The sequence below is a fragment of the Planktothrix prolifica NIVA-CYA 540 genome (assembly GCF_963864145.1).
GTDB classification, from domain to species: Bacteria; Cyanobacteriota; Cyanobacteriia; order Cyanobacteriales; family Microcoleaceae; genus Planktothrix; species Planktothrix agardhii.
Genome location: NZ_CAWLTW010000001.1, coordinates 1,319,649 through 1,341,963 on the forward strand (window position 1 = coordinate 1,319,649; position 22,315 = coordinate 1,341,963).

Here is a 22,315-nt window from a genome sequence, read left to right on the forward strand (position 1 = left end):
AATTGAAATTAAATATTTATTTATGCCAACTCAATCCCCTCGTTGTGTGTTAATTTGTCAACATCAGTCTTGCCAACTCCAAGGGTCTAGTAAAGTTCTGGAGGCTTTCCAAAATTGTAATATTGAGGGCGTCACAATGGAAGCCAGTGGTTGTCTGGGTCAGTGTAATATTGGCCCGACGGTGCGAGTAATTCCCGATGAAATTTGGTATTATCGGGTTACACCGGAAGATGTTCCCCTGATAGTTGAACAACATTTAAAACAAGGCGAACCCGTCCAAGAAAAACTCAACCCCCGCTTTCATCCCCGATATCAATATTATTAAACCGTTGTTGCGATTCATCGCATCTTGATTATTAAACCGTTGTTGCGATTCATCGCATCTTAACAACCTTGACTAATGAGCAAAGGATTTATTATATCCCCCTTAAAAAGAGGGATTGAGAGGCCATAATTAAGCGATTAAACCTGTTCTAAAACCCAAGAACGAATAATAATATTAACCTGTTCAGGAACTTCATCATGGGGACAATGACCCGCATTTAGAAAATATTCCTGTAACTGGGGATAATATTGATGAAACTTGCCACTTCGTTCTCGACATTTCATCCAAGGATCACCCTCTCCCCAAATTAATAATAGAGGAGCAGTTAACTGATTTAATAATATATCAACTTTTTCTCCTTGGGGACTTTTGAATACTGAGGCAAACACCTGCGCTGCACCAGGATCACAGGAGGGAAGATAAATTTCTTCGACTAATTGATCGGTAACTGCATTGGGATCAAGATAGACTTTAAGTAGGGTTTTACGAATAATTGAACGGCGTTTTGTCCATTGAAAAATTAAAAAACTTACCCAATCTTGGCGAAATAGCGATCGCATCGTTTGAGAAATGGCCTTTTGCCAAAAAGTCGGTTCTGGACGGGGATCAATCTCCGTAAATGGCCCGGCACTATTGAGTAAAATGATACCTTTTGCCGTTGATGGACATTGGGCGGCAACACATAAACACGCATACCCTCCTAAAGAATTTCCAGCTAAAATCACGGGTTGACCAATCACCTCTGTAATGAAGTCGTGGAGTTGATCTCGCCACAGTTGTCCACTATATTCGACCTGGGGTTTTGCCGAACGACCAAACCCCAATAAATCAATCGCCCAGACTTCAAAATCCGATTGTAACCCTTGTATATTTTTACGCCAGTGGTCAGTAGAAGCTCCAAACCCATGCACTAGCAGTAACGGCGGACGCTGGGGATGACGTTCACCCGCACGGACATAGTAAACGGACTGATCCCGCCACTGCCAATATTGTCCTAGGATCACTTCCGGGGTAATTGTTGGGGGGGTTATCATGTAGTTTTATCAAAAAATGTTAAGTTACATTAATAATATTAACAAAAGTATTATAAGAATGAAAGCTAATTTGGTCTTTTGTATCAATAGCTACTAACTTTTATCCATTAGGATAAATCAAGAGGGTTGATTTTATCATCATAATCAACAGTCAAATCTCGGTCTTTTCTTGACTGTTTTACTGCAAAATTCCTTGATTTATCGAAGGTTGAGATTGTTTGTATTTCAGAAATAATACAAAAAAATACACTATTTTTCAAAATCAATTGTGTTTTTTCCTATTCTTTTGGTAATCTAATGAATGAACGGGTACTCACGCTCACCCACTCAGATTAAATTCCAAAGTAAGAGAGAATTTATAACTATGTAGGGTGTGAGGTTTATCCACCACGTTGCCAGGGAGTTTTCCGTGTGATTGCTTTAACATCGCGTCCGGTTAAACGAAACTGGGTCACTATCAGCTTTGCTTCCACATTGTATCTCTGTCCAGTTTTGGACTTGCTTCTGTCTGACATTCCAGACCCGTTGCAAGCCGAAATTCGTCTAGGACTACAGGAAGCTCTTGTCAATGCTGCCAAGCACGGCAATAAGCTAGACCCAAGTAAAACAGTAGTCGTCCGTTTTTGTCTGATTCAAGATTATTGTTGGTGGATTATATCAGATCAGGGCGGTGGTTTTAAACCTCCTTGTCAATGTCAATTGCGTCAGGAGGAAGATTGCGAACAAGAAACCCACGATTCTAATTTACCTCATGATGAACATGAATGTGGACGGGGTTTGTACATTCTCTATCAAATCTTTGATCGTGTGCAATGGAATCGAACCGGAACAGAACTGACGTTATGTAAGAAAGTGGCAACTGCTTATAGACGACAGGATTGGTAATAGTTTCAATATGTTAAAATCAGTTAAAACTACTTATTCCATAGGGAGTTGAGCAACTATCGGTAGAGATTTGATCTCTAATTTTGTCCTAAATTGCTTGATTTCAACTCCCAATTTTAGGGTTAGTTCATGATAGTTATGACTTATTTTTTTTAGTTGTGCCATGGGTAGGACAGGGGGGAGCGGAAATCAATCGTTCTAACCAACCCACCGCTTGATTTAACCGAGGAATAACTTCTTTCGGCTGATTCTTGAGCAGAAAGACTAAGGCGGCTGCTAAATGTTCCCCAGCGCGAGCATTGCGGTCAGACTTGAGGCGGTGCCAGTCTCGTTCAGGAATGGCTAACCGTTCCGACAGGGCTTGGGCGAGTTCTAATGTGCTATACTCGCTGAGACTAGCCGTGCGCGGACTGAGATTAGGGTGAGAAAGGTCGGGAGTCGTGGAATTGATGTTGGTCATAAATGATAGTGTTAATTGCGGGGTGAATTCGGTCTTTTATTATTATGGCAAGTCAACCATCGTCTCAACCCCCATCAACGAATAATTCTGATCAGGATGGGACTCAAGATATTGAACATGGGTTAACAGAGGTTGAACAATCTTTGATTAATCTTAAACAACGATTGACGCAAATTCAACAGGATGAACGGCGTCAAATTGAATTGAAAAACCGTATTGATGAAATTATTCCTCAAATTCGTCAAACGAAATCGCAACAGTTAAAAGAGGAATTAAACCAATTAAAAACGCAGTTAGAAACTATAGAATTTGATTTAGAAAGTCGTTTGGTGACTTGGGGCAGTTTTAAGGAACCTTTTTGGCAAGCGGTTCGGTTTGGCGGGTTAGGAATTGTCATCGGTTGGGTGTTAAAATCATGTTCTGGGGGATAAAAACAAAATGAAGAATGCAATTTGTCTTTCAAATCGATTCTAATGATAACTTACCAATTATTTTGGGTGATAGGGGATGCGGACATATTACCCAATGTCCTGAACATAAGCATATTTTAACCTTTAGTTGGGCTTGTTATTAATTTAATTTGATTCACTTTTTAAGCCAAGAAAATAAATCATTTCTGCTCAATATAATAACTCAAAAACAGCAATTGATTGATCATATCCTCGGCTGAGTATTGAGAAACAAGTTTGAGTAATCCCTGAAGTTGTTGTCCTATAGAATATTTTTGCTGTGGAACTAAGATAATTCCAGCATGGCTAATTTCTTGAACCATAAAATCACGGTGTAAATGACAAAAATCTCCTATATTAAAGCTATAGATAATCCGCCCCTGTTCTATTGCCCAAAGGAGTTGATCTTCATCAGAATAACCTAATCTATTAACATCTGCAACAGTAACAACATCTAAATCTGCACTTTTTAAGGCTTGTATGAGTGCAGCTTTAATGGTGTCTTCATCTAGGTATAAGCGAATTCGGCTCACGATAGATTTCCTACCTTAAATTCAGCTTCAAGGCGACGACATTCTTCATCATAGGCAGCAAATTTAGTATCTAATAAGACTTTATTTGCATAATAATATGCCAGCGCACTAAAAACCCCGGCAAGGGTTAAAAATGGTTTGTCTTGAACAATTTCTTCAGGGGTAATTCCGGCTTTAATTTCATTAATAATATATTGAACGGTAATCCGGGTTTGGGCAATTCGAGGACGACCTCCACAGGTTCCGGGGGTAGACACGATAAGTGTTCCAATATCTGTTAGGGTTTGCATCGTTAATTGGGTATTTTTTTAGATTATAACTGATCTGTCCTTGAATTAATTCACATTAAGTGTTTGATTTTAATTGATTATTGGGTGTCAGTTCAGAATTAGTTATTAATGCGCCATCTTCCATGTGAATAATCCGATCCGCAACATCTAAAATCCGGTTATCATGGGTAACAATTAAGATAGTACAGCCCTGTTCTTTGGCTAAGGTTTGCATTAAATTAACCACATCTCTCCCCGAATGACTATCAAGGGCGGCGGTGGGTTCATCGGCTAATACAATGGGAGGATGACTGACTAATGCCCGGGCGATCGCCACCCGTTGTTTTTGTCCTCCCGAAAGATTATCAGGATAATAATTTAAGCGATTTCCTAACCCAACTTTTTCTAACATTGCCGTGGCTTTTTGCTGCATTTCTGAACGAGAAAATTTACCCTGAACTTCTAACCCCATCTGCACATTTTGTAATGTCGTTAAGCTACCATGTAAATTATGGGCTTGGAAAATATAACCCGTATTTCTTCTGGCTTTAACTAAGTCTCCTGAACGCGCACCTAAGAGTTCTCGTCCTAATATATTTAAACTTCCCGACTGCACAGAACGTAACGCCCCAATTAAGGTTAATAATGTGGTTTTTCCTGAACCAGAGGGGCCAGTCATAATCACAATTTCACCGATGGCAATCTCTAAACTAATATCATATAACACCTGTTTTTGCAATTGACCTTTACCAAAATAATGTTCTAAATTTTGAATTGTGATGGCTGTATTGGTTTTTGTGAAATCTTGGATATCTTGGGTTTGAGTTTGCATGGAGTTAACCTAAAAAAAAAGATTTTGTTAAGAAGAAACCGGGTTTCTCCGATCACCTTTACATCTTAACAAAGATTTTGTTAAGAAACCCGGTTTCTTACACAAAAGTTACTGATTGAACTAGAATATCTCAATGAGGAGGATAAGAACTAAAGATTAGCTCCATCGTTTTAACTAAAAGATATCGGCGGGATCGGCGGCTTGTAATTTACGAGTGGCGATCGCACCGGATAACATACACATAATAATCGTTAATACTAACACTTGAACGGCACGAAATAAGGTCATATATAAAGGTAAATTTGTCGCTTGTCGGGTTAAACGATATAAGCCTAAAGAAATCGTAGCACCGGGGATAAAACCTAATATTGCTAAAATAATTGCTTCTTCAAAAACAATCCCTAATAAATAGGCATTTCTAAATCCCATGGCTTTAAAAGTAGCATATTCGGGGGTATGGTCAGCGACATCCGTAGCCAAAACTTGATAAACAATAATTACTCCGACGACAAACCCCATTGCTGTCCCTAAACTAAACACAAATCCAATAGCAGTGTTTTTTGACCAGTAATCTTTTTCAAAGGCTAAAAATTGTTCATTGGTTAAAACTTTTACATCTTTGGGTAAATAATTTTGTAGGTCTGTTGCTACTTTTTCCACATCATAACCCGGTTCAATTTTAATCAATCCAGCACTAATTCCGCCTGGTTTTCTTCGGGGAAATAATCGTAAGAAATTGCGATCGCTGGTAATTAATGTTCCATCCGCCGCAAAGGAAGCCCCCACTTTAAATAATCCAGCAATTTTTAGGGTGCGTTTTTCTAATTCGGTACTAACAATTCCACCCTGATCAACTTTAGCAATAACTTCTTGATAATCTCCTCTCGAAGATCGATCAAATAACACCTGATCCGCTAATTTAATCACGTCTAAATTTTGTTGAACTTCGGGTAAATTAAAAGCTGACTGACGCGGATCAAATCCCATCACTAAAATAGCTGTTTTTTTGCCTGTTTTTGGGGTTTTCCAATCGGAAAAATTAACATATAATGGTTCGGCGGATTTTACCCCCGGAACATCCTGTGCTTGATATAAACGTCGCCGGGGTAAAGTTGATAAATTGACTAAATTTCTGGCTTGGGGACTAATAATAAAAATATCCGCATCTAAATGATTATGCAATCTGGTATTACTATCATATAATGCTGTTTGAAATCCTAATTGCATAAAGATTAAAACATCAGCAAAAGCAATTCCTGACAAAGCCACTAACATCCGGGCTTTATCATGACTTAATTGCAACCATCCCAACGGTGTTCTATTTGTTAATCTCTGTATAAATCCAATCATAAATTACGAATTACGAATTACGAATTACGAATTACTGGTTAATGGTAACTTTAACCTGTAAATTAGTTAAACTAGCGGATTTTTTGCTAGAAATATCATCTAATTTAACTCTAACTTCGATAACTCTAGCATCAATGTTTGTGGTCGGATCAATATCTAAAGCACTTTGTTTTTTGACTCTTAACCCAACTTTTTCAACTGTACCTTTTAAGGGTTCAGGTAACGCATCAGCCGTAATAGTTGCGGTTTGTCCCGAATGTATTTTGGGAATATCGCTATCATAAACTTCAGTAATCGCATACATTTGTTCGGTTTGTCCCAATTCAATAATACCTTCATTAGAAATTAGTTCTCCGGCGTGGGTATTCACCTCAATCACCCGTCCGGCTTGGGGCGATCGCACATAGGCCTGTTCTAAATTAGCTTCGGCTTGTTTAACGGAGGATTGAGCCTTAGTTAACTCACTTTTGGCTAACTGCACATCCACTGGACGGACTTCGCTAACCGCCGTTAAAGTAGCTTGGGCCTCGGCAATTTGTTGGTCTACGGTGGCGATGGTGCGGCTAAGGTTAGCTTGGGCTTCTCGAATTTGTTCCGTGCGACTGCTAATAGTTTCGTTCAGGTTAGCTTGGGCTTCCTGTAAGCGTTTGCGACTGGTTTCAGCCTGCAAACATTGACTATCCCGATCTTGGGCAGATACGGCCCCATCCTGATATAAATTGTCGTAGCGTTGACAGTTAGTTTCAGCGTTGTTGAGTTCCGCTTGAATGCGGTCTAGGGTGGCTTTTTGGGCGCTACGTTCTCCCCGCAATTGGGCTTCTAAGGTGGCAATAGTGGCTTTTTGGGTGATAATTTGCCCATCTAACTCCGCTTGGTTGCCCTGAAATCGGGCTTTTTGGGCCTGAATATCTCCCTGTTTCGCCCCGGCTTGAACTTGCTCTAAACGGGCAACGGCTACTTCTACTTCGGTTTTGGCTTGTTCTAGGGCCGCTTGTAGCCGATCTCGACTATCCAAAATTGCGATCGCTTGTCCCACCTCTACCAAGTCCCCTTCTTTAACCAAAAGTTGATCTACCCGACTCCCTTGGTTGGACTGGGGGGCAGATAGTTTAATAATTTCTCCCTGGGGTTCTAACCAACCTAACGCCGTAACGGTTTTTATTTCTGGGACAACGGTTTCGGGTAGGGCTGCGGGTTCGGCGGGAGTGGGACGATACCGCCAGAAAGTATAGGCCATTAAACCACTCAAGGCTAGGGTAGTTGCTGTGATCAAAATCCCCGTATGGGGTAATTTCGGGGATGAAAGTTTACCGACTGTTGTTTGGCGTACCATAATTTTTTCTCCCGCCCAATCTTAAAACTAAACTGTTTGGTTCAGTATATCACAAAAACCGTTGTTGCGCTTCAGCGCATATCCCCGTTGTTGCGCTTCAGCGCATATCCCCGTTGTTGCGCTTCAGCGCTCCAAGAGGGGCTAAAGCCCAACAACGGGAAATCCCTAAGAGGGGCTAAAGCCCAACAACGGGAAATACCTAAGAGGGGCTAAAGCCCAACAACGGGAAATCCCTAAGAGGGGCTAAAGCCCAACAACGGGAAATCCCTAAGAGGGGCTAAAGCCCAACAACGGGAAATCCCTAAGAGGGGCTAAAGCCCAACAACGGGAAATCCCTAAGAGGGGCTAAAGCCCAACAACGGGGTTGTTAGCGGTTCTAACTTCTAGGGTGACATCTCCTAATTTGCGTTGTTCTCCATCATGGAGTTCTTGTTTGAGAATTTTCATCCCTCTTTCCTTCATTTCTTCGTCAAATTCCAGAATAATTTTTTCTCCTTCGGTGTAGATTTTGGCAGTAATTGGGGGATATCCTTGACTTTTTCTGAGGTAAATATGATTATTTTCTGAACTTCCTAATAAAACTGGTTCTGCTCCTAAATTAATCTTAGTTTGTTCGTTCGGTGTCCAATAAACAATTAACCAAGATTCCCGACTGAACTGTTCAATTAAAGCAATCATTAAACCAATAAAAAACCCAATAATTGCCGCCCCAATTAATCGTCCGACTAAATCACCCGATACCGCCGAAATAATCAGAAATCCAATGGCTCCGGCTGTTCCACCGAGCGCACCGCCCTGAACCGCCCGCCTCGGTTGCAAGTTCGGAACAAAGAAAGACATTCCCCCTCCGACAACTGAGCCTAAAATTGCCCAACCGATAATTCTGCCCCCAATGGCCAGAATCGGAATACCAGCAAAGGGAATAAACAATAGTTGACCCACTCCTCCGGCCACCAGTCCCGCCATTAAACCCCCGACAACACCCATACCCGCTTGTTTGGGGGTCAAGAGACGGCGACGGAGGTAATAGTTTTGGCCAGCAATTAAGGCTAGGGATGTACCAATGGCCAAAAGTGCCGTCCATCCGCCTATCCGTAAAACCGAGTAAATAACGCTATAATTTCCCGTGGGGCCAGATTCCACCAATTGACTGCTATATATGGCTTTTTCAGCTTGTCGAAAGGCTTGGTCAAAGTCACCGGAGTTCACATAAAAAACCCGATCAGGGTCGCCCGTTAGTTTAGCAAGAAAATTGGTATCAGCATCCCCTGTAGCAACCGCAACTAAGTTAATATTCTGGGATGCAGCTGTTCTCATCGCCTCTAAGGTTTTTGCCTGTTCTCGGTTCAGATTTGCTCCGGCAAACCCTGGTTGTCCATCGGTAAATAGGAGAATATTGCGCCGTTGTGGGGTTGACTGGAGTTCTTGGGTGGCAGCGAGTAGGGCCTGATCCATATTAGTACCGCCCCCGTCAGAAATTCGGGCGATCGCTTCTTCTAAAGTAGGTTTATTGTCAGTTAAACTAGCCGCAGTTTGAACATTAGTACCAAAACCAAATACAGCTAAACGATTTTCCGATAAATCTTGCCTTTCTACAAAGGCTTGAGCCGCTGTTTTAACTTCTCGTAATTTGCCATCATCATTCATACTGCCAGAAGTATCAATTAATAGCACAATTGCTAAGGGAGATTGATCAACTTTGGGGGAAATTTTTGTTAATAGTAATAGGGGTTCACCCAATAATGTTGCCGCACCTAAACAACCCATAGCACCATATAAACCAAATAGTAAAGGTTTGCTCAGTTTTTGTCGGAGTTGTCCAAAAAAATTGTTCATAATTTTAGTTTTTTGTATAATAACAAATTAACATTTAACGATGAATTTTTACACTAATAACCGTTATCCCAGACGCGCCGTGGCACGTCTCTACGTACTCAAGATTGCTACATCAACCTAGCAATAAATTCCAGAAAAAATTTTCTAATTATTGCCAAGGGGAGATTATCGGCTAAAATTGCTACAATGTAGGGAATTATAGGAGGAATTTCTATTGAATGTATTGGCCTGAGTCGATTTTCCTCTGGTGGTTTCAAAACACACTCATTCACAAATCTCCTCTGTATTTTTTATGGACGCAGTAGAACAGACCGAAATCTCCCAGTTGGATAGTATTTGCGAGAAAGCAGAACAAATTTTTGAAGGGGCGCTGCAAGAATTTTTAGTCCATGGGTATGCGGGTACCAGTATGGATCGGGTTGCTGCATCGGCGGGGGTGTCGAAGGCAACGGTTTATAACCATTTTGGGGACAAAGAAGGGTTATTTATTGCCCTGGTTAAGCGGTTAGCTCAGAAAAAATATCAAATTATGGTGGAGTCCCACAAAGCCGAATTGATGGAAACTGAACCTGCTGTTGTGGTGCGACAAATTGCTAATACAATTTTAGATAATTCCTTGGATGATCAAGAACATTTAGCTTTTGTTCGGCTTGTAATTGGGGAGTCGGGGCGATTTCCAGAATTAGCTAAAACCTTTGTGCATCATTTGGGAAAACCAGGAATTGAAGTTTTAACAGAATATCTAACAACTCAGTGCTATATTACTATTCTTGACCCCGAAGCGATGGCGCGGGTAATTATTGGAACCCTAGCCCATTATGTATTAATGCAAGAGATTTTGCAAGGTAAGGAAATTATTCCGATGGAACGGGATCGAATTATTAATACTTTGGTGGATTTAGTTGATCACCACCCGAAACCCGAAATTTAATGTTTTATGACCTCATCTACTGTACGACTTTTAATCATTGATGATGACCCTATTTTTCGGATGGGGTTACTAAGTGCATTAGAACCGTTTTCAGATTTGGAAGTTGTTGCAGAAGTTGAGAGTTTAGAGAGTGCCTTCAGGGTTTTAGAAACTGAGATTAATTCAGAGGAGCAGAAACCTGTTGATTTAATTATTTTGGAATTGGGGTTAAAAATTAAGGAAAATCCATCGGTTAAAAATCATCCTATTTTGGATTTTTGCCAACAGTTAAAAACTCAATATCCTAAAATTCTGATTTTGTTGTTAACTACAGTTAAACAACCACATTTATTACTAGCAGCCCAAAAAATTGGGGTAGATGGTTATTGCAATAAGGGGATTCCAGTTAGAGAATTAGTAATTATCATTAATCAATTAGTCGCGGGAGAACGCTATTGGTTAGAATCTTTAGCTGCATTAAATCGAGAACCATTTGTGGGAATAGTATCTCGAAAAACTGGATCATTTTTGGGAAATATTCAAGGGTTTTTAGTTCAACCAGGAATGCGACAAATTGAACAAGCGATCGCAGAAGTTAATCAAGAAATTAAACGAAATTTAGAACAATTCAATCAACAAGATACTATTACGATTATTAATAAGTTAATTCTGACGGGAAAACGGCGGGAATTGTTAACAGCAAGGTGGATTGTTAGTCAACTTTCATCGGACAAAACCTCACCCAGTCTTGAGGTATCTGCTCAGGTTTCTAGTGATGATTTTAATTATGATAATTATGAACCTCTGAATAACTATCAAAATAGTGCTTTAGTTATCACTTCTAACCCTACAAATGAGCAAAGTTCAGGAATTGTAGCTAATAATTTAAAATCAGTTTTATTTGATAAAACCGTAATAAAACTGCAATCAGGATTAATTAATTTAACCGGAATGCCTTTAGAAATTGATATTCTAAGATTATCTAAAAAACGAGAATTGCTATATATATTGTTAAAACAATTAGAAATATTATTAGATGAATTAATTTTGTCTGACCTGCAATATGAACAACTAGCCGAAAAAATACCTAGTTTAATTACAGACTTTTGGCAAGCTGCAACTTTCGATTTTTTTGGGAAATATTATACTGTGATTAAGAATAATCAAAATATTGAAATTGTGACAATTATATTAAAAGATGCTGATTTGATTCAAAACAATATTTTAAATAAAATCCCTTTAGTAAAAGATTTATTTGAGCATTTATTATTTTGTAGACCCTTAACTATTGATAATTTATCCTGTCCGGCGGGAGGTTTAGACGCAGTGGAACGTGCAGAAGCGTTATTACAAAATCTGTTAATTCAAGTAGCAAATGCGATTATTCAACCTTTACTCAATTATTTTTCAGATTATGAAGAAATCAAACTCAAATTTTATGATCGACGTTTATTATCGACCCGTGAAATTGAGAAATTTAGGAATAGTTTATCCTGGCGATATCGTCTTGATCAATATGTCGCCGAACCCAAGGCAATTTTTGAAAGTTCTTATTTACTCCTGGTTTTAGGAGAAAGAGGAATTCAAAAACAGGTAATTTATTCCCCCCGCCGAGATGAGTTAGAAAAGTTATCAGGAATTCCATTAACGATAACATTAATATTAGAAACCCGTGATGCGGTTGCTCCTCCTCTACGGGCGACGATTTCCTTTGTTGGAAGTGCGATTATTTATGTTTTAACTAATGTTGTCGGTCGAGGATTGGGTTTAATTGGAAAAGGGATTTTACAGGGAATTGGCACATCTTTTCAAGATAATCGGATGGGGAAAAAGTGATAGAATTGTTAACTGTTGATTATGAAAAAATAGGGTCGAGTTTCTCAAGATTTGGGTTTATTTTAATGAATAAATATCTAGCAAAACCCGCCCCTATATAAAAATCCGTGAAATCAGTGAAATCCCTCTAAATCCGTGATCATTTTTTATTCGGGGTTAATTCCAAGCGATCGCAACTGTTCTGCTAACCTTTCAGCCCGTTGACGTTCCTGTTCTGCTTGTTGTTCAACTGCTTGTAAACGCTGTTGAGTTTGTTCAACCTCCTGTAACGCCGTATTGAGTTGTTGAGAAATGTCTAAATAACTAACAAAAGGTTGACCATCGGGACGATAAAGTTTTAATTCTTCCTCAGAACAATTAAAACGAATTCCCAAACGAGGACTCACCCAATTTTCCATTATTTCAATCACTTCTAAACCATTTTCTCCCCGTAACCAACCCGTCAAATCATTCTTATCTGGATCATAAATATAGTATTCTTCCACACCATAACGTTGATAAAAGACCTGCTTTTTATTCATTTCCGTCAAGGTATTTCCCGGGGAAAGAATTTCAAAGGCGACTTGGGGGGAAATGTGATTTTCTTTCCACTGCATATAAGATCCGCGATCGCCTTTAGGAACACCAAATATTACCATAACATCCGGTGCTTGACGGATTTTATTATTTCCCTCAACAGCATACCAAAGTAAATCACCCGCCACAAATACGTTAGGATCATTAGCAAATAACCATTCTAAATTATGGTAAATAACCGTAATCCAGCGAAATTGTTTGGTATTATCTGACATGGGTTTGCCATCGCTATCGGGGTAAATAATATCGGTTTTTGATCGTTCTTCTATTCCAACCATAACCCTCCTGTTGTTGATAGATGATTGAAAAAATAGATTTATCTAATAGTAGCATTTTTCCACCAACTCAGCAAAGGATGATTTCTATGGGGAATATACCGTCCTTTAACTTGGATATTATCAAGTACAGTCCGTAATTCTTCTGAATTAAGGTTAGCTGATTCTGACCAATATTTAATGATTTCTAAGGTTGAAAAAATCTGTAGATTAAGTCCTTCTTTTTGACAAAATGTGATCGCTTTTTTATCATCTGTTGCCATAGCATATTCTCGATGAACAGCGATCGCACAAGTCGCTGATTCACCATCATCTCCAAGTTCAAAGACATAATTAATATAAGTTTCTTCCTCAGCTTCTGACTCAAAATCTACAACTATAAGTAGATCTTGCTCAATCGCCATCTGCAACTGAACTGCGCCCTCGTTTTCCTGATTTTCAAGTTTTTGTAGGGTCAATAGTTCGCGTGCTTTAACTACTTCTGTCACCACAACCTGGGCTGGAATAGCCTTTAAGATTGGTAGGAAATTGCCCGACGCGCAAAAGTTTAAAATACAGCAAGCATCAAGAACAAGATGGGAGTGTTGAATCAACATAAAAAATTCTCCCAAATTCTACGGTTGACGTAAATCTAAATGGGCAATTTCCTCTATCATTCCACTTGAATAATCCCGTAATAATTCCGCAATCCGACGAGCTTCTATACGATCAACCCCTAAGAAATTGGCAAAACGTCCTTCTGTAATCAGCCCTTGATCGAAAGCTTCAATTGCAAGGTATTGATAGTGAATGGGAAGCATATCAGTGCGCTGTGGAATTTCTTCTAACCCAAGTTCTTGTTGAACTTTTCTAACTTTTAATCCGCGATCGCGCAGTCGATCCACAGTACCAGAAGGTATCAGTTTTATAGATTCTAAACGATTACCAAGGGCTTCAATAGATACCCCATAATAATGAGCTAAGGTAAATAAATTAGTGGGAGTAAACTTCCCGTGAGTCTGGTACATATCATTAAATCGTTTAAGTAAACCACTGGTTGGCATTAGAAAATAGTCAGGGAAACTGTCAGCTAGTCGTTCAGTATCTGGCTTTCTTTGGTATTGATTTTCATAGTCAAGTACAGGCTTGCGTCGATGCGCTAGAAAATGAAGATATTCATGAGCAAGTGACCAACGCCGCCGATCTTCTGGGTGTTTAGCATTAATCGCAATACAGCCACCAAGTTGTTCATCGTAGCTATATACACCTGAATATTTAGATGGCATTTCCAAATAGAAAATACGCAGTCCTACGCTCTGTTCTAAAACATCCCTAAGAATGGGAATCGGGCTATCACCAAGCCCTAATCGTTGACGTTCTGCAATGGCAATACTTTCTGCTGCTGCCTCTATTGGCATATTCGTTACATCATATTCTTGAGGATAATTCCGAGGTAAAGGAGCATCCATAATTTTCTCAAGTTCTAAATAGTTTTGACAGAGTTCCTCTAAGCGCCAAATTGCCGGATTAATTTGGGCTTCTTCTGTCTCGCTACGTCGATAAGCGGCGCGAAATTGAACTTCAAACGGCTCAATAATAGGGCTTTGTCGAACAAAATTACTAACAGCCTGCCCATAAGCACGAGCCAGTTTAATTAGTTCGTTGGGTTTAAGGCGACGTTCTCCTTTTTCAATAGCAACAATAGTTGTTCTTGCAGCATCAATAATTTGAGCGGCATCAGCTTGAGTCATGCCAGATTTCTTCCGCGCTTGTTGCAGTCGTTCACCCAATTGGCGGAGATCAATTTTATCGAGAATGTTAACAGTCATAATGTTTTTCCTTCAAAAGGTTAGGGTTAGTTGAATTATTCAGCAACTTTTTGAGCATGGTAACTTGTTCGAGCATATTTTGCAGATACAAGCTTGGATCTCCTGCTGGTTTTTCGCCATGAAGCACAACATAACGGGTTTGATCGTTCATATTTGAAGCAGCGATCGCTTGCCGTCTTAAAAGGCAGGAAGAACAATATCCACATTGAAAGATTTGCTTCTTGCGATGTGGACTATCACATGAAACTGTTAGCGATACTAAGTTGTTTCTGTCATCTTCAGCTAAAGCTTTGCACATTTGAGCTTTAGTCCAAAATAGGAAAGGATTTTTTATTCTAAATTCTTGTCCTAAAAGCTCTGAAACAATATCGCTCACCATAATTAAAGTCAATGGGTGAACAGATCGAGTGTGATCTAATCCAACAGCAGATTTACGGTAGGGAAGATTGATTGCACCAATTCCATTTTCATAAACAAAAAGCTCTTTCTGACCCATCAAATAAGCACAAGCCGAACCCAATAATGTAAATACAACACCTCGCGCACGGGAAATTTTATTTTTTCGATGCTGTTTGCTATCAGAAAAATGAATTGGAACTCGGCAAAGGTTGAGACGATTGGGGAAATATGGATTGAGTGCTTTGAAGACTTTTTGCTGAAGATCATGGGTATTATGATTACTCCCAGTTCCAAACAACATAAACGGCTCTGTATCACTGGCTTGAAGTCTGGTATAAAGACCTGCAAGAGCATCAAGTCCGCCACTCCACAATGCTACCTCACACCCTTCAGGAACGATGGGAAGAATTTGCTGTTTTTCAATTGTTCGGTCTAGTGTAGTTCGTTTTTGGAAATCAAAAGACCATCGGCTCCCAGTAGTCCATTCAAGCAAATTTTCTAATTTTGCATGAAATATACTGGTATTTAGTAATTCGGGATGACGCACGGGAAGCACTACAAAAATATGCCTCTGCTCTTGGTGTAAATGTTGTAAGACAAGACGATCACTAGCTTGGATTGCAACCGCTAGGTCAATTAGATCAGCAATGATTGATGGAAATTCCTGCCAGACGCGATATTTAAAATCCTGATCATCTACAGTAATTCCTATAGTGCTTTCCTTACCGCTTGAGTGATCGATAAATCGAACCTTTCCATTACTATTCAAAATGGAGTCAAAGTGTAACGTATAATCGCTATCGTAGGTGTAGTGTTTTTTCATAATATTTAACCTCATCGAAGGTCTTCATTTAGGTCTATTGGTTTTTGTGCAGAACGGTGAGGTATAGGCAATTTTTCTATACTGTGATGTTTAATAGCAGTTTTAGCCCATTTGCCTATAACATCATCGATAATTGGCTTAATTTCTCCAATACGTTTTGAAAGAGTTGCTTGATCAATTCCGTCATGATGTGTAGAGGTGAGTGGAACCCGTTCCTTAAATTCAGATTCATAGACAGTTTTCATGTATCTGTGCAAAAATGTTTCTATAGTGTTACTAGAATCTATGTATTGTCCATATCTGAAATCGTGAAGTAAGCTCTTGCCAGTGAGACGAACAACTTCTTTCAAGCGATGTGAGCCATCGGCTTGTTGCACTAACTTATCAAATTCCAGAGTCAAACCAGCCCAGTTCACAGGGCTATTCTCAGCAGCACTAATAGCTCTATCTAAAATCTCCGCCATGGTTTGGGCAAGCTGAACAGGAAGATCTCCTTTTTTCACAATGTCCTTCTTGAATGCTTGCATAAGAACATGAGCACACTCATCAATCGTTGCTTTTCCTTCACAAAGCCACTTATAAGGCTTTTGATAAATCCCTCCGAGCCTGCTGTGAATAATATCTCCATCAGCCATAACATCACCTCCAACAGTTGGGGTTTCTTTTCACTCTCATGGTAGTGTCCCAACCTGTCATTGTCAAGTGTTAAAATTATTTTTTTTTAAAAATGTCAGATTTTGACGAGAAGAATAGTAACGACGCCCCGGTACAGATTAAATGCCATTTCTGATCTAGGAATATTAATCTTTGTAAACAAAGATTAAAGAGTCAGGTTTTATTAACAGGACTTACGCAATTGCGTAAGTCCTGTTTTAGTTAAATTTCCTTACGTTCTATAGAAAAGCCTTGACCTATATGATGATAGTCATTGGAGGCTGGGCGATCGCTCCTATTTGAGTCACCTCCTCAAGTCAAACCATGGGAGCGATCGCAGTTGCAGAACTCAAAACCTATAGAGTACAATTTTTTCCATCACCCATAGCAAGATTGGCTATTCCCCGCCCTCCAAGAATCAAACAACCATTACGGGGTAATTTATTTAGGCTTTATTGAAGCTAAATTTATGTTAAGGGTTAAAATATAAGGACAACAGTTTTGACTAGACTGATCACCTTGTAATCCGGTATACTACCAGGTGCTTAGGTGTCCTGTTCAACCTTAAATACTTAGGTTCACAGGGGAAATTCAGATCAGCCAGCGAACTTCTCAGGAAAAGTAAAAAATGCTACATCGCAAGATTTATCAACTTTGTTGTGACGGTCGGGAAGTCTCTATTTTCTTACGAGATCAGCAACGTTGGATTGAGAAAGCTCGAATTACAGACATTGAGGGAGATCTAGTCACGCTACGTTATGAGACAGATGAGGAGGATGAGGTCTGTTCTTGGGAAGAAATGATCCGCATAGAAAGCATTGGATCAATTAGTCAGAAGTTGGCCTCCGTTCCCAGGTGCTATTTTGATCTGCCAGTTTCTGAAGATTGTCCCGAAGCGGAACAAATTCATAATCCCACTTCCGAATCTAGTCCCGAATAGGTTGGACAATTGTTGTTCAATCCAATTTTCCAAGGGAATCAAGCTCCGTCCTTATCTCGACAGGCTCAGTGGCTTGATGGGGCGGATTTTTCTTGTGTTGGCTTGAGATTTGGCGGTTGCAGCAACAAGTCAGGGCTACTAATAACTGATATGATCGGGATTGGAAAGTTTAACAAACACGCAGAAATCATGCCCAAGACTGTTGCTGAGGTGATGACCCCGAATCCAATCCTGGTTAAGCCAGAGATGCCACTCAGAGAAGCACTGCAACTGATGGTGGAAAGACATATTGGTTGTTTACCTGTGGTAAATGAATCCGGCCATTTGGTGGGTTTTATCTCGGGAACGGATTTGATGTGGCAAGAAAGCGGTGTGACTCCACCTACTTATATTACTTTTCTTGACAGTATTATTTACCTGGAAAATTTTTCCCGGTATGAACAGGAATTGCATAAAGCATTAGGCCAAACTGTAGGGGAAGTGATGACTCCCGCACCGATTATTACGATTACCCCTAATAAATCTTTATCCGATGCCGCCCGGTTATTGAATGAAAAGCGCATTCATCGTTTACCTGTGGTGGATGATTCCGGTAAGGTGATTGGGATTCTCACCTGTGGCGATATTCTGCGGGTGATGGCAATGGCAAAGAGTTAAAATTTATCGGATTTTGTGAATAAAAACAAGGCTGGTCGGGACATTAGGTTTTGACCCCGGCTTGGTGTTTGTTTTTGCCAAGTTTTTAAAAAAATATTGATCTATTGAAGTCAAAAAATATGATATTATCCTGATCATTTCAAAACCATTTAGATCGTTCATTTCAAAACCTTAATTTTTATGACAATTACCCCTGAATCTGTTGAGAAGTTGTTAAGTTCTAGTGATTTTGGCGATCGCTTGCGCGGTGTCAATCAACTCCGACAACTGCCCCCAGCGATCGCTTTTGAGTTAATTCAAGTCCCGATTAAAGATAGTAATAGTCGGGTACGATATGCGGCTATTAGTCAGATGGCAACTTTGGGGGAGCAGGATTTAGAAACCTCCTATCAAGTCCTGCATTATCACTTATTAAATGATCCTGAAATTGATGTGCAATCGGCGGCGGCGGATGGGTTAGGGGCGTTGAAACTTAAGGATGCCTTTGATGATTTACAAAACATCTATAATACTACACCAGAATGGTTACTTAAACTGAGTATTGTGGCGGCGGTGGGAGTCATCGAAGAACCTCGCGCTTTTGAATTATTAGAAACAGCGCTTCAAGATGAAAATAGTTTAATTCAAACCATTGCTATTAGTGCATTAGGGGAATTAGGTGACAGGCGGGCAGTGCCTTTATTAGTTCCCTATGTGACCAATTCAGACTGGCAAATTCGCTATCGTGTCGCCCAAGCGTTAAGTCGTTTAGGGGGTAGCGAAGTTGAAACTATGTTAAAACAATTAGCGGAGGATGAAGTTGAGATTGTGGCTCAAGAAGCTAAGGCTAAAGTATAGCAAGAGGCAATAGGGAATAGGCAATCTCGCTATAGGTAAATACTTACTGTGAGCAGCTTTTAGCTTTCAAGAATGTCCTAATAGATGCGGCAACTGCTATATAATAAATTTTTCCCAACTCCAGCCGATAAACCAAGGGAAACTATTGGTTTTTACCTTTTCCCTTGTACTATTTTAATTTCTGCTTCTGTTAATCCGTTCAATTAAAGTTACTATTTCTAATATTCCCTGAAGGAATAGACGCAATTAATTGACGGGTATAGGCTTGTTTGGGATAGCGATAAATTTCCTCGGCGGTTCCAGTTTCTTCGATTTTTCCTTGATTCATCACAATAATGCGATCGCTCATAAATTTAACCACACTTAAATCATGGGAAATAAAAATATAAGTTAGATTAAATTCCGATTGTAACTCTTTTAATAGGTTCAAAACCTGCGCCTGTACCGACACATCTAGGGCAGAAACTGATTCATCACAAATAATAAATTTAGGATTCAATGCTAAAGCTCTAGCAATACAAATCCGTTGTCTTTGTCCCCCGGAAAATTCATGGGGATAACGACGCATTAAATCAGGATTTAATCCAACTCTTTCTAATAAATAAGCCACGCGATCGCATTTTTCCTTAAAATTATTTCCCACTTGATGAATAATTAAAGGTTCCATTATCGCGTCTCCAATATTGATTCTAGGGTCAAGGGAACTAAAAGGATCTTGAAAGATAATCTGCATATTCCGCCGCACCCAACGCATTTTATGATTAAATTGTTGTTGATTTCGATAATTTTTAAATCCACTAAATATAGCTGTTTCTAAATAAGGGGCGGTAATATCTTGACCTTCAAATAATACCTGACCACTCAAGGGCTTAATTAGTTGTAAAATCGCTCTGGCTAAGGTACTTTTTCCACAGCCCGACTCTCCCACTAATCCCAAGGTTTCCCCTGGATAAACCTCAAAAGAAATATCATTAACCGCCATAAATAACCGTTTAGTTTGACCCAATACTCCGGGTATTTTAAAACCAACTCTTAAATTTTTAACTGCTAAAATTGGATTATCTGAGGGTGGACTTGATAAAAATGATTTAGAACTTAAAGCAATATTAGAAATATTATTATAAATTTTATTGACTTCTGCTTGAGGTTTTTCCCTAATTTCTTTTTCGCCATTTTCTAAGGTGACAACCTCCATAAAATCCGCCACCGTTGGTAATCTTACCGCCGGGTTATCTAAGGTAGGACGACAGGCTAATAATCCTTTAGTATAGGGATTTTGAGGGGCTGTAAAAATTTGCTGAATAGTTCCTGACTCGACTATTTTTCCCTGGAACATTACCGCCACTTGGTCAGCAATTTGAGCGATAATTCCCAAATCATGGGTAATAAAAATCATCGCCATTCCCCGATATTCTTGTAACTCTTGAAGTAACTCTAATATTGTTGCTTGTACGGTAACATCTAAGGCCGTTGTGGGTTCATCCGCAATTAATAATATCGGGTTACAAGAAATCGCCATAGCAATCATTACCCGTTGTAATTGTCCCCCCGATAATTCATGGGGATATCGATCTAACATAGCTCGTTTTTGAGCATTCACTTGTTGAATTACTTCTCTTTTTCTGGTGCGTTTATCTTGTAATTCCTGGGGAGAACGGGATGTTGCTTGATGGTTTTGTTCTTCTAATGCTTGCTGCATTAATTGATCATCACTTGGGAGTAATTTAACTTCCTGTAATAACGATGCTGCTTTCCACATCGCCTGTTTAGGGGATATTTTTTGATGCTGAATAATAGCTTCTGCTAACTGAAAACCAATGGTAAATACGGGATTCAGGGAGGTCATTGGTTCCTGAAAAATCATGGAAATTTGACCGCCGCGATAGGTTTGTTTTTGAGTTGATGAAAGTTGTAATAAATTAGCAGGTTGGGAATAGGGGTTATAGTCTTCAGATTCAGGAATTTGAAACCAAACTTCTCCATCAACTTGAGTGGTTGCGGTCGAAAGTAACCCCATAATTGCTAATGCTGTCACGGATTTTCCTGAACCGGACTCGCCCACAATTCCCAAGGTTTGTCCCCGTCCGACCTGGAAGGAAATGTCATCAACGGCGGTAAGCGTCCGTTCGTCGGTTTCAAACTCAACCCGCAGATTATTTACGTTCAGGACAGCATATTGCATGGAAGTTACCATTTTGATTAATTGTATTCTTGAATCAATTATGATACAATATAGATAGGTTTTAAAGGTTTGTCAAATTAACTCGTTCAATTTAGCTGGATAGGTTAGAGACATGATTAATTCTCTCAACATGGCTCGCTATTTTATTGTAAAAGCTTATCAGGATGGTATAGAAGCAGAAATGACAAATATGAAAGTACAAAAACTTTTATATTATGCACAAAGCTTATATTTAGCCCTCTATGATCAGCCTTTATTTGAAGAAGAAATTCAAGATTGGCGTTATGGCCCTGTTTGTCCTCCTGCTTATCAATATTATAGTGAATTTGAAGCCAATCAACTCCCAATTCCTGACGCAGAAATTATCTTAGAAATTCCTGATGATCAGAAGTCAGTTTTAGAAGAAGTTTGGGATTATTTTGGCGGGTATCACGCTTATAGATTAAGTGGGATGACTCACCTAGAATTTCCTTGGAAAAAAGCACGTCAGGGTTTATCCTCAGAAGCAAGATCAACTCAACCAATTTTGATTGAGGATATGAAAGCATTAGGATATCAAAAATTAGAGGTCATAGAACGAGATCATCCGGCTTATGAACCTGTAATGTCTGAAGTTTTGAAAGATACTATAACTTCCGTAAATAATCAATCAGAACCTTCAACTCTTATTCATAAAGGAGAAGTGCGTGACTGGATTAACTCCCTTCTCGATTGAATCTTCTTTGCGATCGCTAATTATCCTGAATTTGAATTAAACTCATTATTAAGGAAACTTTAAATGATGTTAACAGATTATATTTACACAGCCATGAATCGAGCAAAATATGAGATATTAGATGATGGGATATTTTATGGAGAAATACCCGACTGTCAGGGAGTTTGGAGTAGTGCTAAAACCTTAGAACAATGTCGAGAAAATTTACAAGATGCGTTAGAAGGATGGATCATTTTAGGGTTACGTTTGGGTCATCAATTACCAATTTTAGACCATATTAACTCCTCTTGTTCCAATGCTCTGCATTGGAATACTAATCTTGAGGCTCTGCCTCAAATAATAATAGGAGGCGGAGCCTCCATGAATAGCATTTCTAGGTAGAACCTAGAAACGAGGG

At 39.4% G+C, this 22,315-nt stretch carries 24 protein-coding genes; 10 read left to right on the forward strand and 14 right to left on the reverse strand.

All coding sequences use genetic code 11. The annotated features are described in order from the left end of the window. Nucleotides 1–22: 22 nt before the first annotated feature. Nucleotides 23–325 carry a (2Fe-2S) ferredoxin domain-containing protein gene (locus tag AC559H_RS06040; RefSeq protein WP_026786674.1) on the forward strand — a complete coding sequence of 101 codons (303 nt, stop codon included), beginning with the start codon at nt 23–25 and terminating at the stop codon, nt 323–325. Between the two features lie 137 nt (nt 326–462). Here the strand turns inward: AC559H_RS06040 and AC559H_RS06045 are convergent, their stop codons facing one another. After that, nucleotides 463–1,359: an alpha/beta fold hydrolase gene (locus AC559H_RS06045; protein ID WP_026794014.1), complete on the reverse strand. Its 897-nt coding sequence runs from the start codon at nt 1,357–1,359 to the stop codon at nt 463–465. 411 nt (nt 1,360–1,770) lie between these two features. On the opposite strand from AC559H_RS06045, the gene AC559H_RS06050 reads away from it, so the two are divergent. Continuing rightward, the gene (locus AC559H_RS06050; RefSeq protein ID WP_026794015.1) at nt 1,771–2,244 is read left to right on the forward strand and encodes an ATP-binding protein; all 474 of its coding nucleotides are present in this window, start codon (nt 1,771–1,773) and stop codon (nt 2,242–2,244) included. Nucleotides 2,245–2,380: 136 nt separating this feature from the next. On the opposite strand, the gene AC559H_RS06055 is transcribed toward AC559H_RS06050, so the two are convergent. Then, nucleotides 2,381–2,704 (reverse strand): DUF6439 family protein, encoded by a 324-nt coding sequence (locus AC559H_RS06055; protein ID WP_026786671.1) that lies wholly within the window; start codon nt 2,702–2,704, stop codon nt 2,381–2,383. 44 nt (nt 2,705–2,748) lie between these two features. Here AC559H_RS06055 and AC559H_RS06060 point away from each other — a divergent pair, with 44 nt between their 5' ends. Beyond that, nucleotides 2,749–3,135, forward strand: coding sequence for a sll0565 family protein (locus tag AC559H_RS06060; protein ID WP_026794016.1), 387 nt, complete (start codon nt 2,749–2,751; stop codon nt 3,133–3,135). 179 nt (nt 3,136–3,314) lie between these two features. Here AC559H_RS06060 and AC559H_RS06065 read toward each other — a convergent pair whose 3' ends face one another. The 6 genes from AC559H_RS06065 to AC559H_RS06090 all read right to left on the reverse strand — a co-directional run bounded on the left by AC559H_RS06065 (nt 3,315) and on the right by AC559H_RS06090 (nt 9,306). After that, nucleotides 3,315–3,686: a DUF5615 family PIN-like protein gene (locus AC559H_RS06065; RefSeq protein WP_026794017.1), complete on the reverse strand. Its 372-nt coding sequence runs from the start codon at nt 3,684–3,686 to the stop codon at nt 3,315–3,317. Next, nucleotides 3,683–3,976 (reverse strand): DUF433 domain-containing protein, encoded by a 294-nt coding sequence (locus AC559H_RS06070; RefSeq protein ID WP_026794018.1) that lies wholly within the window; start codon nt 3,974–3,976, stop codon nt 3,683–3,685. The genes AC559H_RS06065 and AC559H_RS06070 overlap by 4 nt, the downstream gene beginning before the upstream one ends. 55 nt (nt 3,977–4,031) lie before the next feature. After that, on the reverse strand, nt 4,032–4,787 hold the full coding sequence (locus AC559H_RS06075) for a DevA family ABC transporter ATP-binding protein (protein ID WP_051319625.1): 756 nt from the start codon (nt 4,785–4,787) through the stop codon (nt 4,032–4,034). A gap of 174 nt (nt 4,788–4,961) precedes the next feature. After that, nucleotides 4,962–6,137, reverse strand: a complete 1,176-nt coding sequence (devC, locus tag AC559H_RS06080) for an ABC transporter permease DevC (RefSeq protein WP_026794020.1) — start codon at nt 6,135–6,137, stop codon at nt 4,962–4,964. Between the two features lie 31 nt (nt 6,138–6,168). Continuing rightward, nucleotides 6,169–7,470: an ABC exporter membrane fusion protein gene (locus tag AC559H_RS06085; RefSeq protein ID WP_036832655.1), complete on the reverse strand. Its 1,302-nt coding sequence runs from the start codon at nt 7,468–7,470 to the stop codon at nt 6,169–6,171. A 345-nt stretch (nt 7,471–7,815) separates the two neighbouring features. Beyond that, nucleotides 7,816–9,306: a vWA domain-containing protein gene (locus AC559H_RS06090; RefSeq protein ID WP_026794021.1), complete on the reverse strand. Its 1,491-nt coding sequence runs from the start codon at nt 9,304–9,306 to the stop codon at nt 7,816–7,818. Nucleotides 9,307–9,598: 292 nt separating this feature from the next. Here AC559H_RS06090 and AC559H_RS06095 point away from each other — a divergent pair, with 292 nt between their 5' ends. Together AC559H_RS06095 and AC559H_RS06100 are read left to right on the forward strand one after the other, a co-directional pair. Next, a complete protein-coding gene (locus AC559H_RS06095; protein ID WP_026786659.1) occupies nt 9,599–10,237 on the forward strand; it encodes a TetR/AcrR family transcriptional regulator in 639 nt (212 codons plus the stop codon). A gap of 6 nt (nt 10,238–10,243) precedes the next feature. Further along, the gene (locus AC559H_RS06100) at nt 10,244–12,052 is read left to right on the forward strand and encodes a DUF3685 domain-containing protein (protein WP_026794022.1); all 1,809 of its coding nucleotides are present in this window, start codon (nt 10,244–10,246) and stop codon (nt 12,050–12,052) included. A gap of 146 nt (nt 12,053–12,198) precedes the next feature. Here the strand turns inward: AC559H_RS06100 and AC559H_RS06105 are convergent, their stop codons facing one another. Genes AC559H_RS06105 through AC559H_RS06125 form a run of 5 tightly spaced genes read right to left on the reverse strand, consistent with a single transcriptional unit; the run spans nt 12,199 to nt 16,568 of the window. Further along, a complete protein-coding gene (locus AC559H_RS06105; RefSeq protein ID WP_026794023.1) occupies nt 12,199–12,906 on the reverse strand; it encodes a Uma2 family endonuclease in 708 nt (235 codons plus the stop codon). 38 nt (nt 12,907–12,944) lie between these two features. Further along, a complete protein-coding gene (locus AC559H_RS06110; RefSeq protein ID WP_026794024.1) occupies nt 12,945–13,499 on the reverse strand; it encodes a hypothetical protein in 555 nt (184 codons plus the stop codon). 18 nt (nt 13,500–13,517) lie between these two features. Next, the gene (locus tag AC559H_RS06115; protein WP_026794025.1) at nt 13,518–14,711 is read right to left on the reverse strand and encodes a helix-turn-helix domain-containing protein; all 1,194 of its coding nucleotides are present in this window, start codon (nt 14,709–14,711) and stop codon (nt 13,518–13,520) included. Continuing rightward, nucleotides 14,701–15,933, reverse strand: coding sequence for a 7-cyano-7-deazaguanine synthase (locus AC559H_RS06120; RefSeq protein ID WP_237745586.1), 1,233 nt, complete (start codon nt 15,931–15,933; stop codon nt 14,701–14,703). The genes AC559H_RS06115 and AC559H_RS06120 overlap by 11 nt, the downstream gene beginning before the upstream one ends. Nucleotides 15,934–15,944: 11 nt before the next feature. Beyond that, nucleotides 15,945–16,568 carry a hypothetical protein gene (locus AC559H_RS06125; RefSeq protein WP_026794026.1) on the reverse strand — a complete coding sequence of 208 codons (624 nt, stop codon included), beginning with the start codon at nt 16,566–16,568 and terminating at the stop codon, nt 15,945–15,947. Between the two features lie 647 nt (nt 16,569–17,215). Here AC559H_RS06125 and AC559H_RS06130 point away from each other — a divergent pair. The 3 genes from AC559H_RS06130 (at nt 17,216) to nblB (ending at nt 19,021) form a co-directional block, all read left to right on the forward strand. After that, nucleotides 17,216–17,527 (forward strand): DUF6679 family protein, encoded by a 312-nt coding sequence (locus tag AC559H_RS06130; RefSeq protein WP_026794027.1) that lies wholly within the window; start codon nt 17,216–17,218, stop codon nt 17,525–17,527. 189 nt (nt 17,528–17,716) lie between these two features. Beyond that, the gene (locus AC559H_RS06135) at nt 17,717–18,184 is read left to right on the forward strand and encodes a CBS domain-containing protein (protein WP_026786656.1); all 468 of its coding nucleotides are present in this window, start codon (nt 17,717–17,719) and stop codon (nt 18,182–18,184) included. A gap of 180 nt (nt 18,185–18,364) precedes the next feature. Beyond that, nucleotides 18,365–19,021, forward strand: a complete 657-nt coding sequence (gene nblB, locus AC559H_RS06140; protein WP_026794028.1) for a phycobilisome degradation protein NblB — start codon at nt 18,365–18,367, stop codon at nt 19,019–19,021. A 199-nt stretch (nt 19,022–19,220) separates the two neighbouring features. Here the strand turns inward: nblB and AC559H_RS06145 are convergent, their stop codons facing one another. Continuing rightward, nucleotides 19,221–21,203 carry an ABC transporter ATP-binding protein gene (locus AC559H_RS06145; protein ID WP_026794029.1) on the reverse strand — a complete coding sequence of 661 codons (1,983 nt, stop codon included), beginning with the start codon at nt 21,201–21,203 and terminating at the stop codon, nt 19,221–19,223. Between the two features lie 112 nt (nt 21,204–21,315). Here AC559H_RS06145 and AC559H_RS06150 point away from each other — a divergent pair, with 112 nt between their 5' ends. Together AC559H_RS06150 and AC559H_RS06155 are read left to right on the forward strand one after the other, a co-directional pair. Beyond that, nucleotides 21,316–21,918: a Panacea domain-containing protein gene (locus AC559H_RS06150; RefSeq protein WP_026794030.1), complete on the forward strand. Its 603-nt coding sequence runs from the start codon at nt 21,316–21,318 to the stop codon at nt 21,916–21,918. Between the two features lie 63 nt (nt 21,919–21,981). Then, nucleotides 21,982–22,299, forward strand: a complete 318-nt coding sequence (locus AC559H_RS06155; RefSeq protein WP_233422975.1) for a type II toxin-antitoxin system HicB family antitoxin — start codon at nt 21,982–21,984, stop codon at nt 22,297–22,299. Nucleotides 22,300–22,315: the final 16 nt, after the last annotated feature.